This window comes from Cupriavidus agavae (assembly GCF_004217045.1).
GTDB classification, from domain to species: Bacteria; Pseudomonadota; Gammaproteobacteria; order Burkholderiales; family Burkholderiaceae; genus Cupriavidus; species Cupriavidus agavae.
The window spans coordinates 37965-64333 of sequence record NZ_SGXM01000004.1 but is presented as its reverse complement, the minus strand read 5'-3'; the positions used below and the strand labels follow the sequence as shown (position 1 = coordinate 64333).

Sequence of the window (26369 nt, the reverse complement as noted above, 5' to 3'; positions counted from 1 at the left end):
TCCTCCTGCGTCCTCCGCACCGCAATGTACGGAAGGACAGACATTGGATGACCTAACGGTTCGACGTAGCCGAAACTTGAGCCAGAAATCAGGGAAAACGCTTATTGCGGAGGCAACGGCAGACTGAAAGCTATTTGTAATGTGGAAGCGGCGGACCGCCCGTGATGGGAGCAGCCCGCCGCTGGCGTGACTTCGTCGAAACTACGACGCCATTACAGGACGGTTACCGCGCCACTGGCCTCGCAGTTGACCGTCAACTGGTTGCCGAACTGCTGGTTGGCACCGACCGGGCCCAGCTCCATGTTGGCGGTGGGGTAGTGGCGCGCCTCCATCGCCTTGTCCACCTTGACGACCGGCGTACCGCCCTGCGCACCCAGGCGCGCGATCAGCCTGGTCGTGCCCACGCCAACGCATCGCAGCCTTACGCCGATACCGTAACCCTCGGTGCCGAACTTGCGAAACAGGCCAGGAGACGAGAACCAGGTGTTCTCGGTAATCCGGTCGCCTTCGGGATCCGTGATTTCCAGCAGCTTAGGCGTATTGGTCGGAACCTCCACGATTTGATATGCGCCGTTGTCGTACGGCACAGGATGGCCGGGGCTCGACTCCTGATACGGGATCGCCGTGCCATTCTCGTCAGCCACGACAACGTAGAGGTGATACAGACCGTCCGACTGGATCGGACCTGTCTGTCCATTGCAGTTGTCGTTGCAGATATAGACGGACTGCATCACGCCGCGCATGTACATCGTGGCGGCGCCGTTATCGCCCGGTTGCAGCCGTACCGTGGCCTGTCCCTGCGACAGCACGTAGCCCTCGTTGTCGGCAATGCAATGCGCCACCGTGCAGGGTCCGTTGACCTGCACTGCGCCAATCGTATGATTCCCCGGCGTCGTCTTGTAGGTGCCCACCACCTTGGCAACGGGCTGGTTGTTGACGAGGCTGATCGTCGTGGAATAGTTGAACGTTCCGCCGTTGTCCATTGTCGCCGTCCCGCTCGGCCCCCCTGTCACGGCCGGCTCACCCGTGGTACGGAACGAGAACACCTCCTGCCCATCGAAAAACACCTTCAGCAACCCATTGCTGTCGCCATCGATGAACGTCGGCTTCTTCGTCGTGCCCGCGTCCGCAGCAGCCGGCGTGCGTGTCCTGTCCACGCTCTTGAGCGGGATGGTCATGGTCACCGTGCCGCTGGCATTGGCCTCTGCCACCGATTGGGTGGGTCCTTCGCCGCCGCCGCCACCGCAGGCGGCAAGCAGCAACGCAGACAACACCGACAGCGAAAGCGACACGGGGATTATTTTTTTCATGGCTCGTATTTCCTCCAGAAGCAGGCTTGATGGAATTTTTATCGCGCGGGATTTGGGCGCGGGCCTGCTTCAGCAATCGGTGTGCCAGTGAAACTTAATCTTTCGGATTATTTGCGGAAAGCCGCCATGGAAGCGGCGTTCCGGGACATCGCCTTTTCGCCATTGCTGGGGTTGGATATCGTTATTCCGCCAATTCAGCGTTACGGCGTTACGTAACGCGACGACATATTTGTTCTGAAGTGGCATTGGCATATTCCAATGCCACGCCGAATGACTCCACCATTGGAGGGGAATCGTATGCGCCCGATGGATTAGCTCCTGGCAGCGGGGGCCGAGGTCGGGCTGAACCAGTAGATCACCAGTGACAGCGCCACCGAAAGCACTGCCGACAGGAAGATGGCGGCGTAGATCCTTGCATCGGCCCAGCCCCAGTCGTGGCCTGCGTTGGCGATCAGTCCGAACCCCCAGGACGTCAGCGCGGAACCGAGGAACACGAACGTGTTCAGCACGCCCAGCCCCCGGCCGCGCGCTGGCGCCGGAATCAGTGCGCGGCCCTGCGCCATCACCAGCGGATGCAGCATGCCGATGGTGGACAGCAGCGCCATCAGCGCCACGCCGGACACCACGCCGGCATCCGGCCAGACCGTCAGCGCGATTCCGCCCAGCATCGAAAGCCCCGCCCAGCCGAGGACCGTCGACTTGAGCGTGCCCCGCCGTACCAGCACCGGCAACAGGAACGCGGTCAGGAAACCCGTCAGGCTCAGCAGCGTCAACGCCACGCCCCGCGCGCCGGCCTGCATGCCGAACACGTCGGCCAGATACGGGCCGCTCCAGGCATTGCGAAAGCCCGTACCGGCTGCCATCGCCACGCACATCGGAATCAGCGTCCAGAGCGGCCAGAACGCCAGCAGCTTGCCGCTCTCGGCCAGCATGGCGCCCATCGGCGCGCGTCGGGCGTCGGCGTGGCCGGTGTCGCGCACATGGCGCCAGACGCCGTAGCAGGCGCCCACCATGCCGAGCGCAGACACCGCCAGCGCCGGGCGCCAGCCCGCATGCTGCGAAATCCAGCCCAGCGGCGCCGTGGCGCACAGCGCGCCAATCATGCCCAACGCGTTGGAGCGGCTGACCACGCGCATGTACTGCCGTTCGGAGAGGTTTTCCGACGCGTAGTGGAGCAGCCCCATGAAGACCGGCGCGCAGGCCAGCCCGAGCCCCATTTGCGCGAGCATCGCCACGGCCCAGTTCGGCGCCAGGACAAAGCCCACGGCCGAGAAGCCGCCGATGGCGAGCAGCCATGCGGTGGGCCGGCCCACGCCATAGCGGTCGAACGCGATGCCAACCGGGATCTGCGCCAACGCGAACGCCAGGAAGAAGCAGGACGACATCGCGCCAAAGCCGGCCGGCGACAACGCAAAGTCATGCTGGATCTCGGGTGCGATCACCGCCAGGCAACTGCGGTAGAACTGGCTCAGGATGAAGGCGAACGTCAGCAGCGTGATGCCACGTGCCACGGTGCTCTCATCGGGAAGGACGGGGGGATGCTGCGACGGATGTTCCGGTTCTGGCGCCGGGGTATGCATGGGAATACGTCTCGGAGGGCTCGCGCCATATTCTACGCGGCGCGGCGCCGGGCACGGCCCGCGCCACCGTGGCTTCCACGAGAAAAAGGTCGATCACCGCGCGGTGACCGACCTTTGTTCCACCTGGCGAGACGCGCCCGGCCGCTCAGCCGTCCGCCGGCAACGCCCGCCCCAGCTTGCAGCCACGATCGAGAAAATCGCTGGCATGGCCGTTCGCGCCGTCGGCCTTGTCCACCGGTTCGTCGACCACGACAAACCCGGCCACGCCGCCGGGCGGCGCGACATAGCCCACGAACACGCCACGATCCGCCACGGGGCTGCCGCCCGCCGCCTGCCGGACCAGTTCGAACGGGTCAACCGTCAGCGCGGGCTGCACGGCCGGCACCAGCATCGCGCGCACCGGCTTGCCGTTGAAGCGCAGGTCGCGCCATTGCGGGCCGATGTCGCTGGCGGCCAGGAAGTCGCGGGCCCGCTCGCTGATGCAGTCGAGGTGGATATGCAACTGGTCCTGGCTGCGCGACGCCCGCGCATTGATCGCCAGGCCGAGCAGCGTATCGGGCAGCGGGCGGCCCACCGCCTTGCCGACGATCTCGCGCGCCTGCCAGCCGAACACCCAGGCGCTGTGGCGGCCGCCCTGCGTACCATCCTGCCAGACGCGCGGGTCTTCCACGCCACCTACGGGCAGGTCGGGGATCACGAGGTAATGGGACGCGCCGATCGCGTCCTTGTACAGCACGAAGCCGCGCGGACGGTCGACGATGACGCAATCGGAATGGGTCGGAGCGGCCGGAACAAGACACCGTTCCTGCACATGCTTCCAGAGCGAATCGCGGGAGAAGGCGCCGACCAGGCGCTCCAGCAGGCCGGCATCGGCAAAGGCATGCCCCGACGCAGCCAGCGCCAGGCAACACAACAGCAAACGTCTCACTTCGGCAGATCTCCAGTTGCTTCGGGCGCCTCAGCGCGCCGTGCGTCCGCCGTAGTAGGTGCCGTTGCGGGGATTCGAAACCATGTAGTCGTGGCTGCGCGCCCAACGCTGGGCGGCAAGGAAGACTTCCGGTTCACGTTGACTCCATGCACTGATCATCAGCGGCGGAACCTCATCCTCGGTATTGAGGTAGACGGCCGCCCGGTGCAATGGGCCGCGGTCAAGGGTTCCTGGAATCGTCGAGGTACGAATCGTCACGCGCATCAGGTCATTCCTTGAAGCCCAGATGCAAGAGATTATGCATTCCCGCGCGTGACATGGGAATGACTGTCACATGCCGCCCCGCGCATGTGGACACCTATTTGCCTATGCTGGTCAGATACCCGCGCCGGGCCGGGCTCTCCGGACGGATCGGGTTTCTCCCAACGTGGCGCGCACGCCACGCTTTGCCCTTCCAGGAGGCCAGCCGATGACGCAATCGTCCACGCTCACCCCGGCGACCGAGCTTGCCGGCCGCAACCGCATCCACTTTCCGAACGAATCGCCGGCCTACCGCCAGGCCCGCAACGCGCTGCTGGCCGAGGAAATCGAGCTGCGCCGCCATATCGAACGCGTGGCGGCCATGCGGCGCGGGCTGCCTCCGGGCGGAGAAGTCAGCAAGACCTACCGCTTTACCGGCGAGCAGGGCCCGGCCACGCTGGCGGACCTGTTCGGCGACAAGGACACGCTCGTGGTCTACAGCTACATGTTCGGTCCGCAGCGCGAGAAGCCGTGCCCGATGTGCACCTCGCTGATGGCCGGCTGGGAAGGCAAGGTGCCCGACATCGAGCAGCGCGTGGCGCTGGCCATGGTGGCGCGCTCGCCGATCGAACGGCTCAAGGCCGCCAAGGCGGCGCGTGGCTGGACGCAGCTCAAGGTCTACGCCGACACCGACGGCGAGTACACCCGCGACTACGTCAGCCCCGAGGACGAGGACATGCCGGCCTACAACGTGTTCAGCCGGCGCGACGGCAAGATCCGGCTCTTCTACAGCGCGGAACTGTCTTTCGACATGTCGGACCCTGGCCAGGACCCGCGTGGCGCGCCCGACCCCGATCCGCTCTGGACGCTGCTCGACACCACGCCCGAAGGCCGGGGCGCCGACTGGTATCCGAAGCTCTCCTATGACTGAGCCCGGCGCCCGGTGACGCCGCCGGCACGGCATGCCGCTACAATGCGCCGTTCCTCGACGCCATCACCACGCCATGCCGACGCCAAACCGGGCCCACCTGCTGGGCCCGTTGCTCAAGGGAGTGTCCCGCTCGTTCTACCTGACGCTGCGCATCCTGCCGGCGGGCATGCGCGACCCTGTCGGCCTGGGCTATCTGCTGGCCCGCGCCGCCGATACGATCGCCGATACCGCGCTGATTCCGCCCGCCCGCCGGCTGGAACTGCTGCTGGCGCTGCGCCAGCGTGTCAATGGCAGCGATGACGGCGGCACGCTGGCACGGCGCCTGGCCGTGGAAGTGGCCGGCCAACAGACCGACTCCAACGAAAAAGTACTGCTGGAATCGATCGGGCCCGCGCTCGACGTGCTGGCTCAGTTGGCGCCGCGCGACCGCAGCGCGGTGCAGGGCATCGTCACCACGCTGACCGAAGGCATGGAGTTCGACCTGCGGACCTTCCCCGACGAACGCTCGGGCGACGTCGTCGCATTGGCCACCCTAGCCGATCTCGACCGCTATACCTACCTCGTGGCCGGCTGCGTCGGCGAGTTCTGGACCACGATGACCGACGCCCACGTACCGGGCGCGATGCAGGCCCCGCTCGACACGATGCTGCGCCGGGGCGTGCGCTTCGGCAAGGCGCTGCAACTGGTCAATGTGTTGCGCGACTGCGGCAAGGACCTGCGCATCGGCCGCTGCTACCTGCCCGTCGATTGCCTCGACCGCCACGGGCTCACGCCGCAGGCACTGCTCGATCCCGCGAACTCGGTCCGCGCCGTGCCGCTGCGCGACGAACTGATGCGCATCGCCCTGGACCATTTCCGCGAAGCCGCCGCCTACACCTTCGCCCTGCCCCGCACCGCCATCCGCCTGCGGCTGGCCTGTCTCTGGCCCATCCTGATCGGCCTCGAAACGCTGGCACTGCTGGCCGAAAACGACGCCTGGCTCAACCCGGCGCGCGCGAGCAAGGTGGATCGCCAGCAGGTCTACCGCATCCTGGGACGCAGCGCGGGACTGGTGATGTGGGACGGGATGCTGCGGGGCTGGATCGAGGGGCTGATCGGGCGGGTGGAGAAGCGGCTGGGCTGAAACGAAAAAGGGCCGCGCAAGGCGGCCCCGGATCACCTGCTGCATCCACTCACTGCGCAGCCGGCGCCTTCTTCTGCGATTTCTGCGTGGACTTCTTCTTCGTGTTCTTGGTGTCGGTCAGCGCCGATGCGGTGCCCTGGTTCGCGCCCTGGGTGTAGGGGTCGAACTTGTCGCCGGCGCGGGCGGTGTCGGGGGTGTAGCCGTCCTTGTTCGACACGCGCGCCGGGTCGGGCACATAGCCGTCCTTGTTGGTGGTGCGCATGTTGTAGTCGTAGCGGTCGGCGGGGTTGGCCGGGCCGGCCGCGAATGCCAGTCCCGGAACAAACACTGCCACCGCCAATGCCATCGTGAACGCCTTCATGGGAAGCCTCCGTGCAAACAATTGATAACCACGCGCACGGTGTCCTGGCAGGGAAAACGCACGCGAACCATTCGTAAGCGTAGGCGTTCGTTCCCCGAATCGCCATACCGGCGCGCAGGTGCGGCATGCAACACCGTGCGAATTCGAAAGGAACACGGGAAAGCTGGAATGCCGGAGGGTCAGGGACGCAACAGGTCGAAGCCGGCCAGCAGTACGACGCCGCTCAGGACGTCCATGGACATCGCGCCGTTGCCGAGAATCAGGATGGCGGCGGCGCTCCACGAGGTGGCGCAGAAGAGGAGGAAACGCTTGTTCATGATGCGGGGAGACGGCTGCCACGGGAGCGGTGGCGGGAGATCGGGCTAAGTATAAACCCTGATATCCGGACGTCCAGCGCAGTTTCTGTCGAAGTGCCGCATCAGGCACCGCCGCTAGAGGACTTTCGGCACCGATGCCACAAGCATGGCCACGCCCGAGGCACTCAGCAGCGTCAGGACGATGCGGCGGAAAGTCAGTTCGCTGATACCGATATAGACGCGCGTGCCGATCAGCGTCGGGATCAGCATGGCCGGGGCGACGATGGCGAACATCGGCAGCATGTCGCGCGTGATCAGGCCGGTGCCTATATAGAATCCCATCGTCACGATCAGCGCGCCAAGGTTGAAGTTCTGGATCACCACGCGCTGGCGGTCCTTGTCGAAGCCGCGCAGCGTGCACCAGAGCGTGGGCACGATGCCGGTGAAGCCACCGATGCCACCCATGATGCCGCCGACCGCGCCAACGATGCCATCCGCGATGCGGCCGCCATGGTGGATGCGCGGGAGGCGGCTGGCGAACAGCATGATCGGGCAGAACACCACGAGCACGCTGCCGAGGCAGAGCTTGAACAGGTTGACGTCGAGGCTTGGCAGCAGGCTCACGCCGATGGGAATGCCGACAACGCCGCCCAGCAGGAACGGCAGCACCGTGCCGAGATGGAACTTGCGGCGTACCGTGACGGCCGCGAGCAACTGGCCGGTCAGCGAGCCGAACACCGACATCGCCGCCGCCATGTGCGGCTCGACGCCCCACGCCCAGAACGACATCGCCACCATGCCGAAGGCAAACCCTGACAGGCCTTGAACAAAGCCGGCTACAGCGGCACCCAGGGCGACGATGAGAAAGAGGGAGTCCATGGGGGGATGATGATTGGGGCCGAGGGGTTGCTCCCCTCTCCCCCAACCCCTCTCCCGCGTTGCGGGAGAGGGGAGAAAACAAGCAGGGAACGAAAGCGCGGTTACTTCCCGATTCCCAGCAGCTCCACTTCGAAATTCAGTGTCGAGTTCGGCGGGATCGTACCCGGCACGCCGCGTGCGCCGTAGGCGGTGGAGGCCGGGCAGGTCAGCCTGGCCTTGCCGCCGACCTGCATCTTCTGCACGCCTTCGGTCCAGCACGGGATCACGCCGTTGAGCGGGAACGAGATCGGCTGGCCGCGCTTGTACGAGCTGTCGAACTCGGTGCCGTTGGTCAGCGTGCCACGGTAATGGACCTTGACCGTATCGGAGGCCTTGGGCGACGCGCCCGTGCCCTTGGTGATGGTCTCGATGACCACGCCCGAAGGCAGCGTTTCGGCGGCGGCCACGCCCGAGGCGGCCAGGGCCACGGCGGCAACAATCAGCGCGAGAGTTTTCATGGAATCTGTCGTGTCGGAGGTTGGGAGAGCGCCCGGCCGTGGCCGGACACCAGCCGGCAAGTGTACACGCCACGCCGGCCGGTGCCCTCCCCCCGGTGCGTCCGCTTACGACACCTGGCCCATGGCCGGATCGCTCACCGAGTCCTTGCCGTTCTCGATGTGGCCGGCAATACGGCGACGCAGCGACGGCGCGACATCGCAGGCAATCTCGAAGTCGTACCAGTTGCCGCTGTCGCCCAGTGCCCAGGCCAGTTCGCCCACGGCACCGGGTGCCACGGTCTTGCTCCACGGACCATCGGTGCGATAGGTCCTGGCCACCGCGCTGAACGTGCACGGCTGGCTGCCGCGGTTGTAGAGCTTGACCTGCAGTTGCGGGGGATCGCACAGCTCGTAGCAGACCTGGATCTCGGCAGTGGCCGCCTCGCTCGCGTCGCCGACGAACTCGCGGTGGTAGCCGTTCGGTCCGATGACCCAGAGGTCGTACTTGCCGTTATCTGCGGCCACGCTCCATGCGCCATCGAGCGTCTTGCCGGCCTCCACCACATAGCGGCGCGGAATGGCGTCCAGATGCAGCTTGTCGTAGACGTGGAACACCGCGCCGGCCGTGCCGCCGTTGGCGAAGCTCAGCGTCACGGTCTTCGCGCCGGCATCGACGCGCGACGTAGTGTGCAGCTCGTAGGGCAGCGCACGCGCCGGACGCGTGCCGGTGGCCTGCACCGGCGTGACCGGCGTCACCGGCACCGGAATGGCGGCCATGGCCGCCTGCGACGTGGCGAGGTTGTCCACGGTCACCTTCGTGCTGCGTCCGGCCAGCGTCGGCAGCGCCTGCGTGTTCGGGTTGACGAAGTTGAACGCCGAAGTCAGGTCGCCGCAGACCGCGCGACGATAGGCGCCGATCTGCGGCTCCTTCACCCCGAAGCGCTTTTCCAGGAAAAGCAGCGTCGAGGTGTGGTCGAACACCTGCGAGTTCACGAAACCGCCCCGGCTCCATGGCGACACGATCCACATCGGCACGCGCGGTCCCGGCCCGAACGGCTTGCCGTCGATCGGGGCCTGGCTGTTCTGGTTGGCCGTGGCCGGCGGAAACGTGTGGTACTCGAAAGCCATGTCGGCATCGGCCAGCGTGCTGGCGCCCGCCAGCGAGCCATCGGTGTTGCGCGACGGGGCTGACGGGGGCGGCATATGGTCGAAGAAGCCGTCGTTCTCGTCGTAGTTGATCAGCAGCACGGTCTTGCTGAAGACCTCGGGGTTGGCCGTCAGCGCGTCCAGCACCTGCTGCACATACCAGCCGCCCTGCGCCGGGCTCGACGGCCCCGGGTGCTCGCTGTACGTCGACGGCGGGATGATCCACGAGATTTCCGGCAGCGTGCCGTTGGCGATATCGTCGCGGAAGCTTTGCAGCAGCCCGTCGGGCATCGTGTTGCCGAAGCCCCGGGCCAGCGGGCTCAGCGCGTCGTCGATGGCCGGATCGTAGGCCGGCGACACCGCCGGCAACGCTACCGGACGGCGCGCCGCCGGCATGGATTCCATCGCCGCGCGCCAGTGCCTGAAGCCCATCATCTCGTTGCAGCCGTAGTTGTCGGCCAGGCTCTGGTACACCTTCCAGCTCACGCCGGCATCGACCAGGCGGTCGGCATACGTCTTCCAGTCCCAGCCTGCGGTGGACGGGCCCACGTCGTTGCCGCCATTGAACTCGTTGATCATGGCCGAGACACCGCTGCCGCTCGGGCCATTGGTGCCCGTCCAGTAATAGAGCCGGTTCGGGATCGTGCCCGTGTGCATCGAGCAATGGTAGGCGTCGCAGAGCGTGAAGGCGTCGGCCAGCGCGCGCTGGAACGGCACTTCGGCGGTCTCGTAGTACGACATCGACAGGCGGTTCTTGGCCACCGGCCAGCGGTTCATGCGGCCGTGATCCCACGCCGCCTGGCCATTGGGCCAGGTGTGCGGGGTGCTGCCGGCGCGCTGGGCATTGCCGAGCGTGGCGTCGAGGCGGTACGGCGTGATGGTGGCGTTGGTGGCGTCGGTCTGGAAAAACGCGTTCTTGCCGTTGGCCAGCGGGATCGCAAAGCGGTCGCCATAGCCGCGCACGCCCTTGAACGTGCCGAAATAGCTGTCGAACGAGCGGTTCTCCAGCATCAGCAGCACCACGTGCTTGACGTCGTTGATCGTGCCGGTGGCGTTGTTGGCCTCGATGGCCAGCGCGCGGCGGATGCTCGGCGGGAACGAGGCCAGCGTGGCGGCGGCCGCAGCGGTGCCGACCGTGTTGCGCAGGAACTTGCGCTTGCTTGGGTTGAATGTCATGCCGGGTCCGGAGGGTTGTTGTGTGGGACTGTCGGTTTCAGGCGGGTTCGATGCGGCGCCGGTCAGGGGGCCGGCGCGCAGTGCGCCGTGGTGCAGGCCGCCGGCGGCGTGCCGCCGTTACCGCCATTGCCGCCATTGCCGCCGCCCGTGGCCGGCGGCGCCGGGTTGTTGTTGTCGTCGCCGCCGCAGGCGCCGAGCAGCAGGGTCAGGCAAAGCAGGGCGGCACCCAGCACCGGCCTGGCCATGCGCGAATGAACAGGTTTTGTGGTTGTCATGTGTCGAGTCGAATAGTCCAAAGGGGCGGGCCGGGCATCAACGAACCAGTGCCCCGTGACGCGTTCTCGGCCGCGTTCGTCTTCCAGAGTCTTGTGGGGCGGGGGGCACCCTCCGCACGAGGGGCATGCCCTGTGCGAGACCGGCAGTCTGTGCGCTTGATATGTCAACGATGTGACCATAACCCGACGCTTCGCGCGTTTGAATGACCTGTTGTTGCGAATGAACATGCCGGGAAAGGTGTGATGGCGCGCCGGCGGCGTGCGCGAAATCGGCTGGCAAACCGGCGCAGACTTTGACTAAGCTTGTCTGGCTGTCCCACGATGCCCATCCACCAAGGAGCCACCCCCGATGTCCCAGACCATCACCATCACCGTGCCCGACGGCAGCTTCGACGCGTATCTCGCCACCCCCCAGGGCACTAATGCCCGGGGCACGGCCATCGTCGTGATCCAGGAAATCTTTGGCATCAACGCAGACATGCGCGAGACCTGCGACAACTTCGCCCGCGAAGGTTTCGTAGCAATTTGTCCAGATCTGTACTGGCGGCAGGAGCCCAACGTCGAGTTGACCGACAAGACCGAGGCCGAATGGCAGAAGGCGCTGGCGCTTTACAACGCGTTCGATGTGGACAAGGGCGTGGCCGACATCGACGCCACGATCGGCGCCGTGCGGCAGCAGCCGGGCGTGAACGGCGGGGTGGGCACCGTGGGGTACTGCCTCGGGGGCCTGCTGGCCTACCTGACCGCCACCCGCACCGGTGCCGATGCGGCGGTGTCGTATTACGGCGTCGGCATGGACAAACACCTGGGCGAAGCATCGAAAATCAGCAAACCGCTATTGATGCATATCGCCGACGAGGACGAATTCGTGCCGCCCGAAGCCCGCCAGAAGATCATCGGCGCCTTGCAGGGCAACCCGCAGGTGGAAATTCATACCTACCCGGGCTGCCAGCACGCCTTCGCCCGAATTCAAGGAATCCACTATGTCGACGACGCGGCGAAGGCCGCCAACGCCCGCACGTTGAAACATTTTCAGGCCATGAAATAGCCCCGCAACTCCCGGCTATATCCTTGAACTCCGCGATTCATGCCAAAATGCCCGCTTGATCGAACTCGCAAACGGAGCATTCGGGATGTATCGCGGCGAACGGTTCAATGGTTACAGCCATCTGGCGGGCGCAGTGCTGTCCGCCGCCGGCATGGCGGTGCTGATCACCTACTCGGCGCTCTACCACGACGCCTGGAAGGTGGTCAGCTCCATCGTCTACGGGACCACACTGGTCCTGCTCTACACGATCTCCACCGTCTACCACAGCGTGCGCGGCCCGGCCAAGGACATCTTCCGCCGGCTCGACTACTGCGCGATCTACCTGCTGATCGCCGGCAGCTATACGCCATTCGCGCTCGTCACCCTGCGCGGCCCGTGGGGCTGGACATTGTTCGGCATCAACTGGGGGCTGGCCACCATCGGCATCATCCAGGAACTGTGGATCGGCCATCGCACGCGGGTCCTGTCGCTGTCGATCTACGTGATCATGGGCTGGCTGGTGCTGATAGCCTTCCAGCCGCTGATGGCCGCGCTGCCGCCGGCAGGGCTCTACTGGCTCGTGGCGGGCGGGGCGATCTACACCGCCGGCATCGGCTTCTTCCTGTTCGACGAGAAGGTCAGGCACTTCCACGGCATCTGGCACCTGTTCGTGCTCGGTGGCAGCATCTGCCAGTTCATCAGCATCTTCTTCTACGTCGACTGACCCTCCGGCGCGCCACAAGAGAAAACGGCCCAGGTTTCCCCTGGGCCGTCTTTCATTCCCCGGCGCCTTCGTGCGCCGACACCATCTTGCGGCGTCGTGTTTTCTCCAGAAGGCCGCCCACCACCGGCCAGACCAGGATCACCACGGCCAGCGCCATGATCGTACCCACCAGCCCGTTCGACCAGAACACGCTCATCTGGCCCTGCGACATCAGCATGGTCTGGCGGAACGCGTCCTCCGCCCGGTCGCCCAGCACCAGCGCCAGCACCAGCGGCGCCAGCGGATAGTCGAGCTTCTTGAGCACGTAGCCGATCACGCCGAAGATCAGCATCAGCCAGACGTCGAACATCGCGTTGTGCACCGTGAAGGCGCCAATCGCACAGACCACCAGGATCAGCGGCGCGATGATGGCAAACGGGATGCGCAGGATGGCCGCGAACAGCGGCACCGTCGAGAGCACCACGATCAGCCCCGCCAGGTTGCCGAGGTACATGCTGGCGATCAGCCCCCAGACGAAGGTCTTCTGCTCGGCGAACAGCAGCGGCCCTGGCTGCAGGCCCCAGATCATCAGCCCGCCCAGCAGCACGGCCGCCGTGGCCGAGCCCGGGATGCCCAGCGCCAGCATCGGCAGCAGCGCGCTGGTACCAGCCGCGTGCGCCGCGCACTCGGGCGCGATCACGCCTTCGACGTTGCCCTTGCCGAACGTGTCCTTCTGGCGCGAGAAGCGCTTGGCCACGCCGTAGCCCATGAACGACGCCGCCGTGGCGCCGCCCGGCGTCACGCCGAGCCAGCAACCGATGACCGAGGACCGGATCAGCGTCATCCAGTAGCGCGGCAGCTCGGCCCAGGTCTTCAGGACCACCTTGAGGTCGATATTGGCGCGCTTGCCGCGGAAGGCGACGCCTTCCTCCATCGTCATCAGGATCTCGCTGATGCCGAACAGGCCGATCACCACCACGAGGAAGTCGAAGCCACGCAGCAGCTCGGTAGAGCCAAACGTCATCCGCAGCGTGCCCGAGACCGTATCCATGCCCACCGCCGCCAGCGCAAAGCCGATGCACATGGCAATGACGATCTTGGCCTTGGGCTCCTTGCCCATGCCGATGAAGCTGCAGAACGTCAGGAAGTAGACCGCGAAGAATTCAGGCGGCCCGAAGCGCAGCGCAAACTTGGCCACCAGCGGCGCCAGGAACGTGATCAGCAGCACGCCGGCCAGCGCGCCGAGGAACGATCCCGTGAACGCCGAAGTCAGCGCGCGGCCCGCCTCGCCCTGCTGCGCGAGCGGGTAGCCGTCGAACGTGGTGGCCACCGACCACGCCTCGCCGGGAATGTTGAACAGGATCGACGTGATGGCCCCGCCAAACAGCGCGCCCCAGTAGATGCACGACAGCATGATCACGGCCGACGTAGGCTCCATCGAGAACGTCAGCGGTAGCAGGATGGCCACGCCGTTCGGCCCGCCCAGCCCCGGCAGCACGCCCACCACGATGCCGAGCAGGATGCCCACGAGCATCAGGCCGACGTTGTGCCACGACATCGCCACGGCAAAGCCGCCCATCAGCGAATTGAGTTCTTCCATGTCGGCCCCCTCAGAACCCGAGCGCCGCTTCGAGCGGGCCCTTCGGCAGCGGTACGCGGAACTGCATCTCGAACACCCAGAACAGCACCGCATTGATGGCTACGCCGGTCAGCACCGAGCGCCACCACGCGAACTTGCCGATGGCGCGCATGAAGCCAGCGATGAAGATCGTCGAGGCCACATAGATGCCGAGCCAGGCGATCAGCCCGACGTAGGCCGTCAGCGGCACCAGGATCACGGCCACCTGTTTGAGCTGTGGCACCGTGACGAACACGGCGTCGCCGGTCATGCGCAGCGCCTGCCAGAGCACGACCAGGCAGGAGAGGAAAATCAGTGCGCCGATGCGCATCGGAAAATAGCCCGCCTCGGGGCCGTCGGGCGCCCAGCCGGCGCCGATCTGGTAATTCGTGACCATCACCACCACCGCGCCGATGGCGATCAGCACGGCCACGGCGATTTCCGCCGCCCGCACCGAGATCGCCGCCGGCGCGGTGTCGTGTGTTTCGTTGCTCATGGAACTTGTCTCCCCGTTCTGGTTTCGCTCCCCTCTCCCATGCGGTGGGAGAGGGGTTGGGGGAGAGGGCTGGAGGTTCTGCTTGCCGAACAGGTGGCAAATTGAACTGCCGCCCCTCTCCCCCGCCCCTCTCCCGCATACGGGAGAGGGGAGAACACCATAGGCGTGCGACGAACTACTTCGCGGCCGCCACGAACCCTGCTTCCTTGATGATGTCCTTGTGCCGTGTCTCGTCGGCGGTCAGGAACTCCGTCAGCTTGGCTCCGGTGAGGAAATCGTTCTTGAGCGCGTTCTTTTCGAGGTACTCCTTCCACTCGGGCGTGGCCACCACCTTCTGCATCAGCTCGACATAGAACTTCTGCTGGTCCGGCGTGACGCCGCCGGGCAGCATGAACACGCGCAGCATCTGGTACTGCACGTCGAGGCCCTGCTCCTTGCAGGTGGGGATGTCGCCCCAGCTCTGGGTGCCCGTGATCTTGGCGGAGTAGTGCATGCGCTCGGGCGCGAACACGCACAGGGCGCGGTGTTCGCCGGCGCGCCACTGCCCGATCGATTCCGAGGGGTTGTTGACGTTCGAGTCGATGTGCTTGCCCGACAGTTGCGTGGCCGCCTCGCCGCCGCCCTTGTACGGGATGTAGATGAAGCGCACACCCGCCTTGCGCTCGGTCTGGGCGGTGATGATCTGGTCTTCGCGCTTGGAGCTGGTGCCGCCCATCTTGAACTTGGCCGGGCTCTTCCTGACCTCCGCCAGGTAGTCGGCCGGGCTCTTGTACGGCGCCTCGGCGTTGGTCCACAGCACGAATTCGTCCTGCGCCACCATCGCCACCGGCGTCAGGTCGCGCCAGTTGAACGGCAACTGGCTGATCATCGGCACCGTGTACAGCGCCGACGAGGTGACGAGCAGCTTGTGCGCGTCACCCTTGGCCGCCTTGGCGTCCATCAGGCCCTCGGCCCCGCTGGCGCCCGCCTTGTTCACCACGATCATCGGCTGGCCCATCAGCTTGTGCTTGGCGATGATGCCCTGGATCGACCGCGCCATCTGGTCCGACGCTCCGCCCGCACTGAACGGCACCACCAGCTCGACCGGCTTGGTCGGTTCCCACGCCAGGGCCGGGGCGGCCCAGGTCACACCAAACAGCGAAGCACACGCTAGCGCGCGTGCGGCATAACGCAACGTCATGATCTGTCTCCTAGGGTGATGGCGGGACGCCTCTGAAGGGCGGCCTCGGTTTTGGTTTTTTTGCTTTTCTTGCGCCCCTCTCCCGCATGCGGGAGAGGGGAGAACACCAGAAGCGGTTCAAGCCAACTAAGCCACCTTCAGCGCCGGTGCCGATGCCGCCTTCTTCAAGCTCTCCATCGCCGCCAGCACGCCGCCCGCCTTGTGCGGCACGCCGGCCAGCCCGAGGCCCATCTCCACGCCCGACAGCGTGCCCATCAGCGTCAGGTCATTGAAGTCGCCGAGATGGCCGATCCGGAACACCTTGCCCGACAGCTTCGACAGGCCCTGTCCCAACGACATGTTGAAGTTTTCGAGCACCACCTTGCGGAATGCGTCGGCGCTGTGGCCTTCGGGCATGACCACGGCGGTCAGCGCGGGGCTGTACTCGGCCGGGTTCTGGCACAGGATCTCCAGGCCCCAGGCCGTCACGCAGGCGCGCGTGGCCTCGGCGTGGCGGTGGTGGCGCGCGAACACGTTCGGCAACCCTTCCTCGAACAGCATGTCGCACGCCTCGGACAGACCGTAGAGCAGGTTCGTGGCCGGCGTGTACGGCCAGAAGCCGTTCTTGTTCGATTCGAGGATCTCGTCCCAGCCCCAGAACGCCTTCGGCAACTTTGCCCCGGCCGAGGCCGCCACGGCCTTCTGGCTGACCGCGTTGAACGAGATGCCCGGCGGCAGCATCAGTCCCTTCTGCGAGCCGGATACCGTCACATCCACGCCCCACTCGTCATGGCGGTAGTCGACCGAGCCGAGCGACGAGATCGTGTCCACCAGCAGCAGCGCCGGGTGATTGGCACCGTCGATGGCACGGCGCACGGCCGCGATGTCGGAGGTCACGCCGGTCGAGGTCTCGTTGTGCACCACGCAGACCGCCTTGATCTCGTGGTTGCGGTCCTCGGCGAGCCGGGCACCGATGGCGGCGGCATCCACGCCGTGGCGCCAGTCGCCGACGATGAATTCGGGGTCGAGCCCGAGCTTGTCGGCCATCTTCTTCCACAGCGAAGCAAAATGGCCGGTCTCGAACATCAGCACCTTGTCGCCGGGCGACAGCGTGTTGACCAGCGCAGCCTCCCAGGCACCGGTGCCGGATGCCGGATAGATCACTACCGGCTGGTTGGTCTGGAACACCTTGCGGATATCGGCGAGCACCTTCTTGCCGAGCTGCTGGAACTCGGGGCCGCGGTGGTCGATGGTCGGATAGTCCATTGCCCGCAACACGCGGTCGGGCACGTTGGTGGGCCCCGGAATCTGCAGGAAGTGCCGGCCGCTGGGATGGGAGTTCAGTCGGATCATGTCGCCTCGAATCCTTATGTTTGAATTTTGTATTCAAAAAACAGGTGCGCACTGCAGGTCCGGCATGCGGGATAATGTTGGCGGGCAACACAGCCGGCCGCGCCGCGATAAATCCTTGTAAATCAACGCCTGACGGCCTTGAACCGTGATTGTGGGCGGCTTCTGGTACTGCGCCGCCGCACTGTTTTTCGGTTCGTGCTTGCCCCAGAGTAGTTTTTGAATACAATACTGTCAAGCCAAGCGATCCCTGATGAGTACGCTACCGACCGCCTCTTCCCAAGCCGTAGACCGCCAGATCCTGCATGTGGCCGTGGCCCAACGCCTGCGCACCATGATCATGGAAGGCGATCTCGCGCCCGGCACCCGTCTGAACGAGCGCGTGCTGTGCGACCTTTTGCAGGTGTCTCGTACGCCACTCCGGGAAGCATTCAAGGTGCTGGCCGCCGATGGCCTCGTCACGCTGTTGCCGAACCGTGGCGCCGAGGTGGTGGTGCTGTCGCACGAGACGATCAACCACCTGTTCGAAATGATGGGCGCGCTCGAAGCGATGTCCGGCGACCTGGCCTGCCAGCGCATCACCGAGGCCGAGCTCAACGAGATCCGCGCGCTGCATTTCGAGATGCTGGCCTGCCACGCACGGCGCGACCTGCCGAACTACTACGCGCTGAACCGGCGGATTCACGACGCCATCAACGCCGCCGCACGCAATCCGATCCTCGAGGAGACCTATCGACGCATCAACCTGCGTATCCAGGCGCTGCGCTTCCGCTCGAACTTCGACCACGACAAATGGGACCTGGCGGTGCGCGAGCACGGCGCCATGCTCGATGCGTTGACGAAGCGCGACGGCGCGGCGCTGCGTGAGATCCTGCGCGCGCATCTGCAGCACAAGCACGATGCGCTGATCGCCGAACTAGAACGCGCACAGGACGCCGCCGCCTGACCCCCGGCCACGCGCCCCGCGCGCGTGGCCGGCCATGGCGGCGGTGTCCGAGTGCCCGCAATACGGAGACATCCCCGCCCATGGCCCTGCCCACCACTCCCACGCCGCCCGGCGTGCAGCCGCTGCGCTTCATGCCGAATGCAGCTTCCGCGCCCGGCGTGCAATCGCCGCTGCAGCGGCGCCTGGCCGCCGAACTGCGCGGCGACGTGCTGTTCGACACCGCCAGCCGGGGGCGCTACGCCACCGACGCGTCGATCTACCAGATCATGCCGATCGGCGTGGTAGTGCCGCGCGACGAGGCCGACGCCCGCCTCGCGCTCGACATCGCCCGCGACTTCAAGGCGCCGCTGCTGCCACGCGGCGGGGGCACGAGCCAGTGCGGCCAGACCATTGGCGAGGCGCTGGTCATCGACAACAGCCGGCACCTGAACCAGGTCATCGATTTCGACCCCGTGGCGCGTACCGTCACCGTGCAGCCCGGCATCGTGCTCGATCACCTGAACGCCTGGCTCAAGCCGCACGGACTCTGGTTCCCGGTGGACGTCTCCACCGCGGCCCAGTGCACGATCGGCGGCATGACCGGCAACAACTCGTGCGGCTCGCGCTCGATCGAGTACGGCAACATGGTGCACAACGTGCTGGGTATCGACGCCATCCTGGCGAGCGGCGAGGAAGTCCGCTTCGATGCCGGCTGGCCGGCCGATGGCGCCGCGCACCGCGCAATTGCCGATGGCGTGCGCCGCATCGCCGAGCGTGAGCGCGAGGCCATCGCGCAGATGTACCCCAAGGTGCTGCGCCGCGTGGGTGGCTACAACCTCGACCTGTTCGCGCCGCAGAACGAACGCCCCTATACCGCCGATGGCAGTGTCAACCTGGCCCATCTGCTGGTGGGTTCCGAAGGCACGCTCGCGTATTTCCGGCAGATCACGCTGCAACTGGCACCGCTGCCCACGCACAAGACGCTTGGCGTGGTCAACTTCCCCACGTTCTACCAGTCGATGGACATGACGCGCCATATCGTGGCGCTCAGGCCGGCGGCCGTGGAACTGGTGGACCGCACGATGATCGAGCTGGCGCGCAACAACCCGGCCTTCCGCCCCGTGATCGAGAAGGCGCTGGTCGGCGAGCCAGACGCGATCCTGCTGGTCGAGTTCGCCGGCGAGGATCGCGACACCACGCTGCGCGGCCTGCAACGGCTGGTGGAACTGATGGCCGATCTCGGCCTGCCCGGCTCGGTCGTGGAAATGCCCGATCCCGGCCCGCAGAAGGCGCTCTGGGAGGTACGCAAGGCCGGCCTGAACATCATGATGAGCATGAAGGGCGACGGCAAGCCGGTATCGTTCATCGAGGATTGCGCGGTGCCGCTCGAACACCTGGCCGAGTACACCTCGCGGCTGACCGAGGTCTTCCACAAGCACGGCACGCGCGGCACGTGGTACGCCCACGCCAGCGTGGGCACGCTCCACGTGCGGCCGATCCTCGACATGCGCCGGGACGGCGCGGCGAAGATGCGCGCGATCGCCGAGGAAGCCGCCGCGATGGTGCGCGAGTACAAGGGCGCCTACTCGGGCGAGCACGGCGACGGCCTGTGCCGCGGCGAGTGGGTGGCGTGGCAGTTCGGCCCGTCGCTGGCCAACGCATTCGCCGAGGTCAAGGCGCTGTTCGATCCCGAGAACCGCTGCAACCCCGGCAAGATCGTGCGCACGCCGAAGATGGACGACACGTCGCTGTTCCGCTTTCCGCCCTCGTACACGGTCAAGCCATTCACGCCGGCGCTCGACTGGTCGGCCTGGAACGTCACGCGCGATCCCGTCACGGAGGCCGAGAGCGCGCCGGGCACGGGCCGCGACCCGGCCCTCGGGCTGGCGGCCGCCGTGGAGATGTGCAACAACAACGGCCACTGCCGCAAGTTCGACGCTGGCACGATGTGCCCGAGCTACCGCGTCACGCGCGACGAGCAACACCTGACGCGCGGCCGCGCCAACACACTGCGGCTCGCGCTGTCGGGCCAGCTTGGCGAGCAGGGGCTGCTGGAGCCGGCCGTCAGGCAGACGCTCGACCTCTGCGTCTCGTGCAAGGGCTGCAAGCGCGATTGCCCCACCGGCATCGACATGGCCAGGATGAAGATCGAGGTGCGCGCCGCCAATGCGCGGGCCGGCCGGCTCCGCATGCGCGACCGGCTCGTGGCCTTCCTGCCGCGCTACGCCGGGGTCGCCAGCCGCCTGCCGTGGCTGTTCAACCTGCGCGACCGCGTACCGGGCCTGCCGCAGCTTGGCGAGCGCCTGCTCGGCCTGTCGGCGCGCCGCTCGCTGCCGCGCTGGCAACCGGCCTTCCTGCGCGACAACTACACGGCGCGGCCCACCGGCGGCAAGGAAGTCGTGCTGTTCGTCGATACGTTCAACAACCACATGGAGCCCGAGAACGCCCGCGCCGCCCAGCGCGTGCTGGAGGCCGCCGGCTACACCGTGCACCTCTCGGGCGTGCCCGGCGAGCGCCCCCTGTGCTGCGGCCGCACCTTCCTGGCGGCCGGCCTAGTGGACGAAGCCCGGGCCGAAGCCCGCCGCGCGCTCGACGCGCTGCTGCCATTCGTGGCACGCGGCGTGGCGGTGGTGGGCCTGGAGCCATCCTGCCTGCTGTCGATGCGCGACGAGTTCCTGCAGTACGGCTACGGCGACGCCGCGCGGCAACTCGCCGACAACGCCTTCCTGTTCGAGGAGTTCCTGGTGCGCGAGCGCGCCGCCGGACGCTTCGCGCCGGCGCTGAAGCCCATCGGCCACGCCCAGGCGCTGCTGCACGGCCATTGCCACCAGAAGGCGTTCGACGCGGTACGGCCCGTGGAACAGGTGCTCGGCTGGATTCCCGACCTCAGGACATCGCTGATCGAATCGTCATGCTGCGGCATGGCAGGCAGCTTCGGCTACGAGGCCGAGCACCACGAGGTATCGATGCAGATGGGCGAATTGTCGCTGTTGCCAGCCGTGCGCAAGGCCGATGCGCAGACGCTGGTGGTGGCCGATGGAACCAGCTGCCGGCACCAGATTCATGATGGTGCGGGCAGGGAAGCACTGCACGTGGCGAGGGTGCTGGAGATGGCGCTGTAGGTCTTTGCTTGCCACTGGGCTTGCTCCCCTCTCCCGCGTTTTTCTCGCCCCTCTCCCGCATGGCGGGAGAGGGGCGCAGACCTGCAGCAGGTTCACCCGCTCACTGCGGCACCAACTCCACCCGCTCCCGGCTTTCCTTCTCCACCGCCTTCCTCGTGTACACCAGCGGGAAATACTCGCCCTTGGCCCACAGCGGCGCCAGGTCGCGGTAGTGCGGGCTGGCCGGGTTGCCTGACTGTCCGGGCGTGTTGATCGCACGCGAGGCGTCCCAGTTGCCGACGTCGAGCACCATGCGGAACGACGCGCCAGCGGTCAGCTGGAAGTCGCTGTTGCGATAGCTCGTGTTCATCGGCGTGAACGACGAGCCGCCGATCGGGCCGGCGTTGACGTCGTACTGCGCCCGCGCGTTCTGGTCGAGAATCGCGTTGAGCGGGTGATTGAACACCGCGGTATGCAGCTTGCCCCATTGCCAGACCTTGGGATCGGGCCCCAGCTTCTTCTCGATCTCGCCCATGGCCGCCTTCAGCGTGGTCGTCATGACCTCGTTGCGCTTGTCCACTGTCATCCACGTGTCGGGACGCTCCAGCACCGCAATCACGCGGCTGGCGTCGCCGGCGCCCACCAGGCGCGCCGCGTCGGGCGGCAGCGCCGCGCGCACCACGGCCGGCCGCAGGTGCTTGCTGAACCAGACCTCGAACAGCGCAGCAGCGGCGCTGTCGGCGCGCTCGTTGCCATCCCAGTTGCGCAGCAGGTCGAGCCCACGCTGCACCTGCGCATCGCTGCTGTTGAGCGGCCGGACCAGCGCCACCAGCCGCTGCGCGGGCAGCGAGACCGTGTCGTTCTGCCACGCCATCGAATCCTCCAGCGAGCTGCGCGGATTGGCGCCGACCACCGACTTGAGGCGCCGCGCACGCGAACTGTCGCTCCATTCGTAGCCCACGCCGATCTTCGCGGCCGGATGATTGGCCGGGATATTGTTCTCGTTGGCCGTCACCACATAGCCGGGCGCCGGATTGAAGGCCCAGGGCAGTTCGTCCATGTTGCGGTAGCCCGCCCATTCGTAGCGGCCGTCGCCGGGCACCGGCATCAGCCCATCCCAGTTGGGACGATTGACCGTGAGCCCGCCCGGAATCCAGCCGATGTTGCCGGTGCGGTCCGCGAAGACCTGGTTCTCGCCCGGCGCGCCCCAGCGGTTCATGGCCGCGCGGAACTGGTCCCAGCTCTGGGCCCGCATGTAGTCCATCGACCCGAAGTACGGCGCCATGCCGAGATCGAGCCACGCCGCGCGCAGCGCATAGGCGCGGTTGGTCTTGCCGTCGGCCACCAGTACCGGCCCGTGGCGCGTGTAGTCGATCGTCACCTTGCGCGGCGTGGGCTCGCCCCGCACGGCGATCTGCTCGGTGATCGTCTCCATCGGCTCCCAGCGGCCCTTGTAGCGGTATTCGTGCGGCTGCGCCGGGTTGGTCTCGTACACGTACAGGTCTTCCTGGTCCATGTAGAACCGTGTCAGCCCGAACGCAATGGTGCCGTTGTGGCCGATCGAGATGCCGGGCAGGAACGGCTCCCCGGCGCCGATCACCGACAGGCCGGGCGCGTTGAGGTGGCTGATGTAGCGCAGGCTCGGGGCGCCGTGCGCGCGGTGCGGATCGTTGGCGAGGATCGGGCGGCCCGTGGTCGTGCGGCTGCCGGCAATGACCCAGTTGTTCGAGCCCAGGCTGCGCGCCGTATCGCTCGACGGGTCCAGCGTGGCGTAGAGCTGCTCGACCGGAATGTCCTGCAGGCGCGCGGCGGGCTGCGACCACCACTCCTTCGGAAAGCGCGGCGCGGCCGTGGCCAGTTCGTAGGCGCGGCGCAGTTCGGCGGCCGGAATGCCGCAGGTATCGAGCCCTTCGGGCACCTTGGGCTCCACGGGCGGATCGAGTTCGCGGCGTACCCAGTCGGCGCGCACGGCGTTCGGCTTCGCGTAGCAGAAGATCTGCGCGCGGTCGATTTCTCCGGTGAAGTTCAGCGTCAGGCCATGGTGGCGGATGCGCACGATGTCTTCCGCACGCCAGCGCGCGGGCTTGTAGTTGAGCACCTTGAACTCGGGCGGCAGCAGTTCCGGCCGCGCCTCCACCTGCCCTACGTAGGCGTTGATGCCGGCCACGAACGCTTCGGCCACGCGCTTGGCATCGGAACCGTAGGCCAGCCACTCCCGCGACATGTCGCCCCGGAACAGCACCGCGCGCGCCATGCGGTCACCATCGACATAGGCGGCCCCGAAATCCTTCGCCATCTCGCCGAGGCCGCGCTTGCGCCAGAGATCGATCTGCCAGAGCCGGTCGCGCGCGGCCATGAAGCCCTGCACGTAGAACGCGTCATAGAGCGTGTTGGCGTAGATGTGCGGCACCCCCCATCGATCCACGAGCACCGTGGCCGGCTTCTCCAGGCCGGTTACCGCGAATTTCTCGGGCGCCGCGGCCTGCGCGGCAAGCGTGGCGGTGGCCAGGCAAGCCGCCATGGCGGCGCGTGCCAGGGCACGCATGGGACGGGCATCGGGCAGCATCGTGTCTCCTCGTCAGTGGCTGACTTGCGAGAATAGCCCAATGTGGACGGGCGGGACATCGTGCGTTGCGGCATCGGGTCGCTTGCCTCAGCGCATAGCGGAGGCGGTCGCTCTAGTAAACATCGCGCCGGTAGCGCCCCGATTCCGTCATCTCCCGCAGCCGTTCCGCGCCGAGGATCCCGGCCAGCGCCTCATGAACCCCACCGGCCATGCCCTGCAGGCTGCCACATACATAGATCGACGCGCCCTCCCCGACCCACTCCACCACGCGTGCGGCGTTGGCCCGCACCGCGTCCTGCACGTACCGCCGGGCGCCGCCGTCGCGCGACCACGCCCGATCCACGCATTGCAGCACCCCCTGCTCGACCCAGGCGCGCAGTTCTGCCCCATGGAAATCGTCATGGGCGGCCGAGCGCTCGCCGAACAGCAGCCAGTTGCGCCGCTGGCCCGCCGCCGCCCGCGCCTTGAGCAGCGCGCGCAGGCCGGCCAGCCCGGTGCCGTTGCCGATCAGGATCAGCGGCCGGTCATCGGCGGGCGGATGGAAACCGCGGTTGGTGCGCACGCGCAGCGCCACCCGGGCGCCGATCTGCGCGTAATCGGTCAGCCAGCCCGAGGCCAGCCCCGGGGTGCCATCGGCGTGCCGTGTCAGCCGGACCAGCAGTTCGAGCTTGCCGTCCGCCGGTAGCGAGGCAATCGAGTACTCGCGGTGCGGCAGCGGCGGCAGGGCATCGACCAGTTGCTGCGGCGACAGCCCCGCCATCGTGTCGCGGTGCGCGTCGGGCAGGTGGAGCCGCGTGGCGAGTGCCTCGGCCAGCGGCATCGGGCGGGTGTCGCAGCGCACCAGCGCCGTGCCGTCGAGCGACAGCGCCGCGAGCAGCCGCGCCACGGTATCGGGGGCCTGGCGCGGGCCGACCTCGGCGATGTCGCCGGCCTGCCAGTCCAGCGCCGCCGGATCGTCGGGCACCAGCGCCAGGTGGAAGGCAGGCAGTCCCTGGCTGCCCGGGTTCAGCAACTGGCGCTCGACCAGCTGCCAGCGACCATAGCGGGGCCGTTCCCAGTCTGCAATCTCGGCGCCGCCGCTCAGCGCGGACAGGTGGTTCTGCCAGTGGCGCAGCGCACCGGCATCGCCGTTGTCCACCTGCACCATGTCGAACAGCGGCTGCGCGCGATGTTGCTGCAGCCAGCCCGACAGCGCATGGCCGAACGCGCAGAAGCCCGCATAGCTGCTGTCGCCGAGCGCGAGCACGCCGTAGCGCAGTTGCTGCAGCGCCTCGGGCGTGGTGCCAGACAGCAGCCGCCGCGCGAAACCGGACGCGCTGTCCGGCGCATCGCCCTCGCCCGTGGTGCTGACCACGAACAGGGCCTGCCCGCACGCGGCCAGCCGGGTGCCGTCCAGTTCGGCAAACGACACCAGCTGCACCGGCATGCCGGCACCGCGCAACGCGCGGGCAGTCTGTTCGGCCAGTTGTTCGGCAAACCCGGTCTGGGTGGCATACGCCACGAGCGTGGGCCGCTCGCCCTTGTCCGCGACGACGCCCAGCGCCGCCAGCCGTGCGGCGCGCCGGCGCCGATGCGCGAGGACGATCGCCGCGCAGAAACCGGCATAGGCCATGACCACGCCCGCCGCCATCGCCAGCCGGCCGTGGGCGAGCATGGCGAGCGCCACGCCTGCGAGGAAGACGATCCAGCAGACCTTGCGAATCATGAAAGCATGGCGTCGAACGCCGGTGTAGTCAGTTCATCGAAACCATCGGGCGTGCGCACCAGCAGGCGTGCGGCCAGCGCGTGGCGTTGCGCGAAGGCGAGCGCGGCAAGCGGGCCGAGTACCGTCAGCGCCGTGGACAGCGCATCGGCCATCATGCAGTCACGGTGCAGCACCGTGACCGACGCCAGCGCGTGCGCGGCGGGATAGCCGGTGCGCGGATCGATCGTGTGCGCGTAGCGCCGGCCGTCCGCCTCGAAATAGCGCCGATAGTCGCCCGAGGTGGCCACCGACAGGCCGAGCAGCGCCACGAGTGTGCGCCGGGCCGACGCATCGTTGCCGGGCGGCGTTTCGAGTTCGACCCACCACGGCATGCCATCGGGCTTGAGCCCCTTGCCGCGCAGTTCGCCACCGATCTCGACCAGATGATGCGCCAGGCCGGTCTCCGCCAGGTGGCGCGACACGGCATCGACCGCGAAGCCCTTGGCAATCGCGCACAAATCCAGCGAGGTGCCGCCCGGCTGCCGCACCCGGTGCCGCGCCGCATCGATCTCGATCCGCTGCCAGCCACAACGCTCGCGCACGCGCGCAACCTCGTCCGGTGTCGGCACGGCGGCCCGTTCGCCGCCGGGGCCGAAGCCCCACAGGTCCACCAGCGGACCGGCCGAGGGGTCGTAGGCGCCGCCGCTGTCGCGCGCCAGCTGCAACGCGGCCTGCAGCACCGTGAAGGCGTCGGCGGGCAGCGTCACCCATCGGTCGGCGGCCGCACGGTTGAAGCGCGACAGGTCCGAGGATTCGGACCAGTTGCTCATCTCGGCGATGATGCGGTCCAGCACCGTGCCGATGCCCCCGGCAACGCCGTCGTCGTCGTGCCCGGCCCGCACCACGGCGCTGACGCTCCAGGTCGTACCCATGGCCTGGCCGCGCCATTGCCGCACTGCCCCCTCCGGCACCACCGGCGGCGGCGCGTCGAGCGAGACCGGAACCAGCACCCGCTGCAT

The 26369-nt window shown here is 67.2% G+C and carries 23 protein-coding genes; 6 read left to right on the top strand and 17 right to left on the bottom strand.

Annotation, left to right across the window (positions count from 1 at the left end; genetic code table 11):
• Nucleotides 1-212: 212 nt before the first annotated feature.
• The 4 genes from EV147_RS16395 to EV147_RS16380 form a co-directional block, all read right to left on the bottom strand.
• Nucleotides 213-1310 carry a hypothetical protein gene (locus tag EV147_RS16395; protein WP_130392289.1) on the bottom strand — a complete coding sequence of 366 codons (1098 nt, stop codon included), beginning with the start codon at nt 1308-1310 and terminating at the stop codon, nt 213-215.
• Nucleotides 1311-1621: 311 nt separating this feature from the next.
• Complete coding sequence (locus tag EV147_RS16390) at nt 1622-2890, bottom strand: MFS transporter (RefSeq protein ID WP_130392288.1); 1269 nt, start codon at nt 2888-2890, stop codon at nt 1622-1624.
• Between the two features lie 145 nt (nt 2891-3035).
• Complete coding sequence (locus EV147_RS16385; protein WP_130392287.1) at nt 3036-3818, bottom strand: CDP-diacylglycerol diphosphatase; 783 nt, start codon at nt 3816-3818, stop codon at nt 3036-3038.
• 30 nt (nt 3819-3848) lie between these two features.
• Nucleotides 3849-4082, bottom strand: a complete 234-nt coding sequence (locus EV147_RS16380; protein ID WP_130392286.1) for a CDP-diacylglycerol pyrophosphatase — start codon at nt 4080-4082, stop codon at nt 3849-3851.
• 205 nt (nt 4083-4287) lie between these two features.
• Here EV147_RS16380 and EV147_RS16375 point away from each other — a divergent pair, with 205 nt between their 5' ends.
• Nucleotides 4288-4989: a DUF899 family protein gene (locus tag EV147_RS16375; protein WP_130392285.1), complete on the top strand. Its 702-nt coding sequence runs from the start codon at nt 4288-4290 to the stop codon at nt 4987-4989.
• A gap of 73 nt (nt 4990-5062) precedes the next feature.
• On the top strand, nt 5063-6112 hold the full coding sequence (locus EV147_RS16370; protein WP_130392284.1) for a phytoene/squalene synthase family protein: 1050 nt from the start codon (nt 5063-5065) through the stop codon (nt 6110-6112).
• A gap of 49 nt (nt 6113-6161) precedes the next feature.
• Here the strand turns inward: EV147_RS16370 and EV147_RS16365 are convergent, their stop codons facing one another.
• The 6 genes from EV147_RS16365 to EV147_RS16345 form a co-directional block, all read right to left on the bottom strand.
• A complete protein-coding gene (locus tag EV147_RS16365) occupies nt 6162-6473 on the bottom strand; it encodes a hypothetical protein (RefSeq protein ID WP_130392283.1) in 312 nt (103 codons plus the stop codon).
• 179 nt (nt 6474-6652) lie between these two features.
• Nucleotides 6653-6790, bottom strand: a complete 138-nt coding sequence (locus EV147_RS26125; protein WP_198680273.1) for a hypothetical protein — start codon at nt 6788-6790, stop codon at nt 6653-6655.
• Between the two features lie 114 nt (nt 6791-6904).
• A complete protein-coding gene (locus tag EV147_RS16360) occupies nt 6905-7648 on the bottom strand; it encodes a sulfite exporter TauE/SafE family protein (protein WP_130392282.1) in 744 nt (247 codons plus the stop codon).
• 101 nt (nt 7649-7749) lie between these two features.
• Nucleotides 7750-8145 (bottom strand): FKBP-type peptidyl-prolyl cis-trans isomerase, encoded by a 396-nt coding sequence (locus EV147_RS16355; RefSeq protein WP_130392281.1) that lies wholly within the window; start codon nt 8143-8145, stop codon nt 7750-7752.
• 105 nt (nt 8146-8250) lie between these two features.
• Nucleotides 8251-10446 carry a phosphocholine-specific phospholipase C gene (locus EV147_RS16350; RefSeq protein ID WP_130392280.1) on the bottom strand — a complete coding sequence of 732 codons (2196 nt, stop codon included), beginning with the start codon at nt 10444-10446 and terminating at the stop codon, nt 8251-8253.
• Between the two features lie 62 nt (nt 10447-10508).
• On the bottom strand, nt 10509-10721 hold the full coding sequence (locus EV147_RS16345) for a hypothetical protein (protein WP_235844774.1): 213 nt from the start codon (nt 10719-10721) through the stop codon (nt 10509-10511).
• Nucleotides 10722-11070: 349 nt separating this feature from the next.
• Here EV147_RS16345 and EV147_RS16340 point away from each other — a divergent pair, with 349 nt between their 5' ends.
• Together EV147_RS16340 and trhA are read left to right on the top strand one after the other, a co-directional pair.
• On the top strand, nt 11071-11769 hold the full coding sequence (locus tag EV147_RS16340) for a dienelactone hydrolase family protein (protein ID WP_130392279.1): 699 nt from the start codon (nt 11071-11073) through the stop codon (nt 11767-11769).
• Nucleotides 11770-11854: 85 nt separating this feature from the next.
• The gene (gene trhA / locus EV147_RS16335; protein ID WP_130392278.1) at nt 11855-12472 is read left to right on the top strand and encodes a PAQR family membrane homeostasis protein TrhA; all 618 of its coding nucleotides are present in this window, start codon (nt 11855-11857) and stop codon (nt 12470-12472) included.
• A gap of 52 nt (nt 12473-12524) precedes the next feature.
• On the opposite strand, the gene EV147_RS16330 is transcribed toward trhA, so the two are convergent.
• The 4 genes from EV147_RS16330 to EV147_RS16315 form a co-directional block, all read right to left on the bottom strand.
• Nucleotides 12525-14051, bottom strand: coding sequence for a tripartite tricarboxylate transporter permease (locus EV147_RS16330; RefSeq protein WP_130392277.1), 1527 nt, complete (start codon nt 14049-14051; stop codon nt 12525-12527).
• Between the two features lie 10 nt (nt 14052-14061).
• A complete protein-coding gene (locus tag EV147_RS16325; RefSeq protein ID WP_130392276.1) occupies nt 14062-14565 on the bottom strand; it encodes a tripartite tricarboxylate transporter TctB family protein in 504 nt (167 codons plus the stop codon).
• A gap of 175 nt (nt 14566-14740) precedes the next feature.
• Nucleotides 14741-15745 carry a Bug family tripartite tricarboxylate transporter substrate binding protein gene (locus tag EV147_RS16320; RefSeq protein WP_130392275.1) on the bottom strand — a complete coding sequence of 335 codons (1005 nt, stop codon included), beginning with the start codon at nt 15743-15745 and terminating at the stop codon, nt 14741-14743.
• 126 nt (nt 15746-15871) lie between these two features.
• Nucleotides 15872-17077, bottom strand: coding sequence for a pyridoxal-phosphate-dependent aminotransferase family protein (locus EV147_RS16315; RefSeq protein ID WP_130392274.1), 1206 nt, complete (start codon nt 17075-17077; stop codon nt 15872-15874).
• A 250-nt stretch (nt 17078-17327) separates the two neighbouring features.
• On the opposite strand from EV147_RS16315, the gene EV147_RS16310 reads away from it, so the two are divergent.
• Nucleotides 17328-18020: a GntR family transcriptional regulator gene (locus EV147_RS16310; RefSeq protein ID WP_130392273.1), complete on the top strand. Its 693-nt coding sequence runs from the start codon at nt 17328-17330 to the stop codon at nt 18018-18020.
• Nucleotides 18021-18100: 80 nt separating this feature from the next.
• On the top strand, nt 18101-21121 hold the full coding sequence (locus tag EV147_RS16305) for an FAD-binding and (Fe-S)-binding domain-containing protein (protein WP_130392272.1): 3021 nt from the start codon (nt 18101-18103) through the stop codon (nt 21119-21121).
• A gap of 100 nt (nt 21122-21221) precedes the next feature.
• Here the strand turns inward: EV147_RS16305 and EV147_RS16300 are convergent, their stop codons facing one another.
• The 3 genes from EV147_RS16300 to EV147_RS16290 all read right to left on the bottom strand — a co-directional run bounded on the left by EV147_RS16300 (nt 21222) and on the right by EV147_RS16290 (nt 26369).
• On the bottom strand, nt 21222-23645 hold the full coding sequence (locus EV147_RS16300; protein WP_407923255.1) for a penicillin acylase family protein: 2424 nt from the start codon (nt 23643-23645) through the stop codon (nt 21222-21224).
• Nucleotides 23646-23778: 133 nt separating this feature from the next.
• Nucleotides 23779-25371 (bottom strand): sulfite reductase subunit alpha, encoded by a 1593-nt coding sequence (locus tag EV147_RS16295; RefSeq protein WP_130392270.1) that lies wholly within the window; start codon nt 25369-25371, stop codon nt 23779-23781.
• A complete protein-coding gene (locus EV147_RS16290; protein ID WP_130392519.1) occupies nt 25368-26369 on the bottom strand; it encodes an FAD:protein FMN transferase in 1002 nt (333 codons plus the stop codon). Before EV147_RS16290 ends, EV147_RS16295 begins: the two co-directional genes overlap by 4 nt.

Excerpts from the sequence above, each read along its gene's own strand:
- EV147_RS16325 (WP_130392276.1), bottom strand. The coding sequence starts at position 14,565 with ATGAGCAACGAAACACACGACACCGCGCCGGCGGCGATCTCGGTGCGG.
- EV147_RS16290 (WP_130392519.1), bottom strand. The coding sequence starts at position 26,369 with ATGCAGCGGGTGCTGGTTCCGGTCTCGCTCGACGCGCCGCCGCCGGTG.
- EV147_RS16390 (WP_130392288.1), bottom strand. The coding sequence starts at position 2,890 with ATGCATACCCCGGCGCCAGAACCGGAACATCCGTCGCAGCATCCCCCC.
- EV147_RS16380 (WP_130392286.1), bottom strand. The coding sequence starts at position 4,082 with ATGCGCGTGACGATTCGTACCTCGACGATTCCAGGAACCCTTGACCGC.
- EV147_RS16355 (WP_130392281.1), bottom strand. The coding sequence starts at position 8,145 with ATGAAAACTCTCGCGCTGATTGTTGCCGCCGTGGCCCTGGCCGCCTCG.
- EV147_RS16375 (WP_130392285.1), top strand. The coding sequence starts at position 4,288 with ATGACGCAATCGTCCACGCTCACCCCGGCGACCGAGCTTGCCGGCCGC.
- EV147_RS16365 (WP_130392283.1), bottom strand. The coding sequence starts at position 6,473 with ATGAAGGCGTTCACGATGGCATTGGCGGTGGCAGTGTTTGTTCCGGGA.
- EV147_RS16330 (WP_130392277.1), bottom strand. The coding sequence starts at position 14,051 with ATGGAAGAACTCAATTCGCTGATGGGCGGCTTTGCCGTGGCGATGTCG.
- trhA (WP_130392278.1), top strand. The coding sequence starts at position 11,855 with ATGTATCGCGGCGAACGGTTCAATGGTTACAGCCATCTGGCGGGCGCA.
- EV147_RS16345 (WP_235844774.1), bottom strand. The coding sequence starts at position 10,721 with ATGACAACCACAAAACCTGTTCATTCGCGCATGGCCAGGCCGGTGCTG.
- EV147_RS16350 (WP_130392280.1), bottom strand. The coding sequence starts at position 10,446 with ATGACATTCAACCCAAGCAAGCGCAAGTTCCTGCGCAACACGGTCGGC.
- EV147_RS26125 (WP_198680273.1), bottom strand. The coding sequence starts at position 6,790 with ATGAACAAGCGTTTCCTCCTCTTCTGCGCCACCTCGTGGAGCGCCGCC.
- EV147_RS16320 (WP_130392275.1), bottom strand. The coding sequence starts at position 15,745 with ATGACGTTGCGTTATGCCGCACGCGCGCTAGCGTGTGCTTCGCTGTTT.
- EV147_RS16360 (WP_130392282.1), bottom strand. The coding sequence starts at position 7,648 with ATGGACTCCCTCTTTCTCATCGTCGCCCTGGGTGCCGCTGTAGCCGGC.
- EV147_RS16305 (WP_130392272.1), top strand. The coding sequence starts at position 18,101 with ATGGCCCTGCCCACCACTCCCACGCCGCCCGGCGTGCAGCCGCTGCGC.
- EV147_RS16315 (WP_130392274.1), bottom strand. The coding sequence starts at position 17,077 with ATGATCCGACTGAACTCCCATCCCAGCGGCCGGCACTTCCTGCAGATT.
- EV147_RS16295 (WP_130392270.1), bottom strand. The coding sequence starts at position 25,371 with ATGATTCGCAAGGTCTGCTGGATCGTCTTCCTCGCAGGCGTGGCGCTC.
- EV147_RS16340 (WP_130392279.1), top strand. The coding sequence starts at position 11,071 with ATGTCCCAGACCATCACCATCACCGTGCCCGACGGCAGCTTCGACGCG.
- EV147_RS16300 (WP_407923255.1), bottom strand. The coding sequence starts at position 23,645 with ATGCGTGCCCTGGCACGCGCCGCCATGGCGGCTTGCCTGGCCACCGCC.
- EV147_RS16310 (WP_130392273.1), top strand. The coding sequence starts at position 17,328 with ATGAGTACGCTACCGACCGCCTCTTCCCAAGCCGTAGACCGCCAGATC.
- EV147_RS16370 (WP_130392284.1), top strand. The coding sequence starts at position 5,063 with ATGCCGACGCCAAACCGGGCCCACCTGCTGGGCCCGTTGCTCAAGGGA.
- EV147_RS16395 (WP_130392289.1), bottom strand. The coding sequence starts at position 1,310 with ATGAAAAAAATAATCCCCGTGTCGCTTTCGCTGTCGGTGTTGTCTGCG.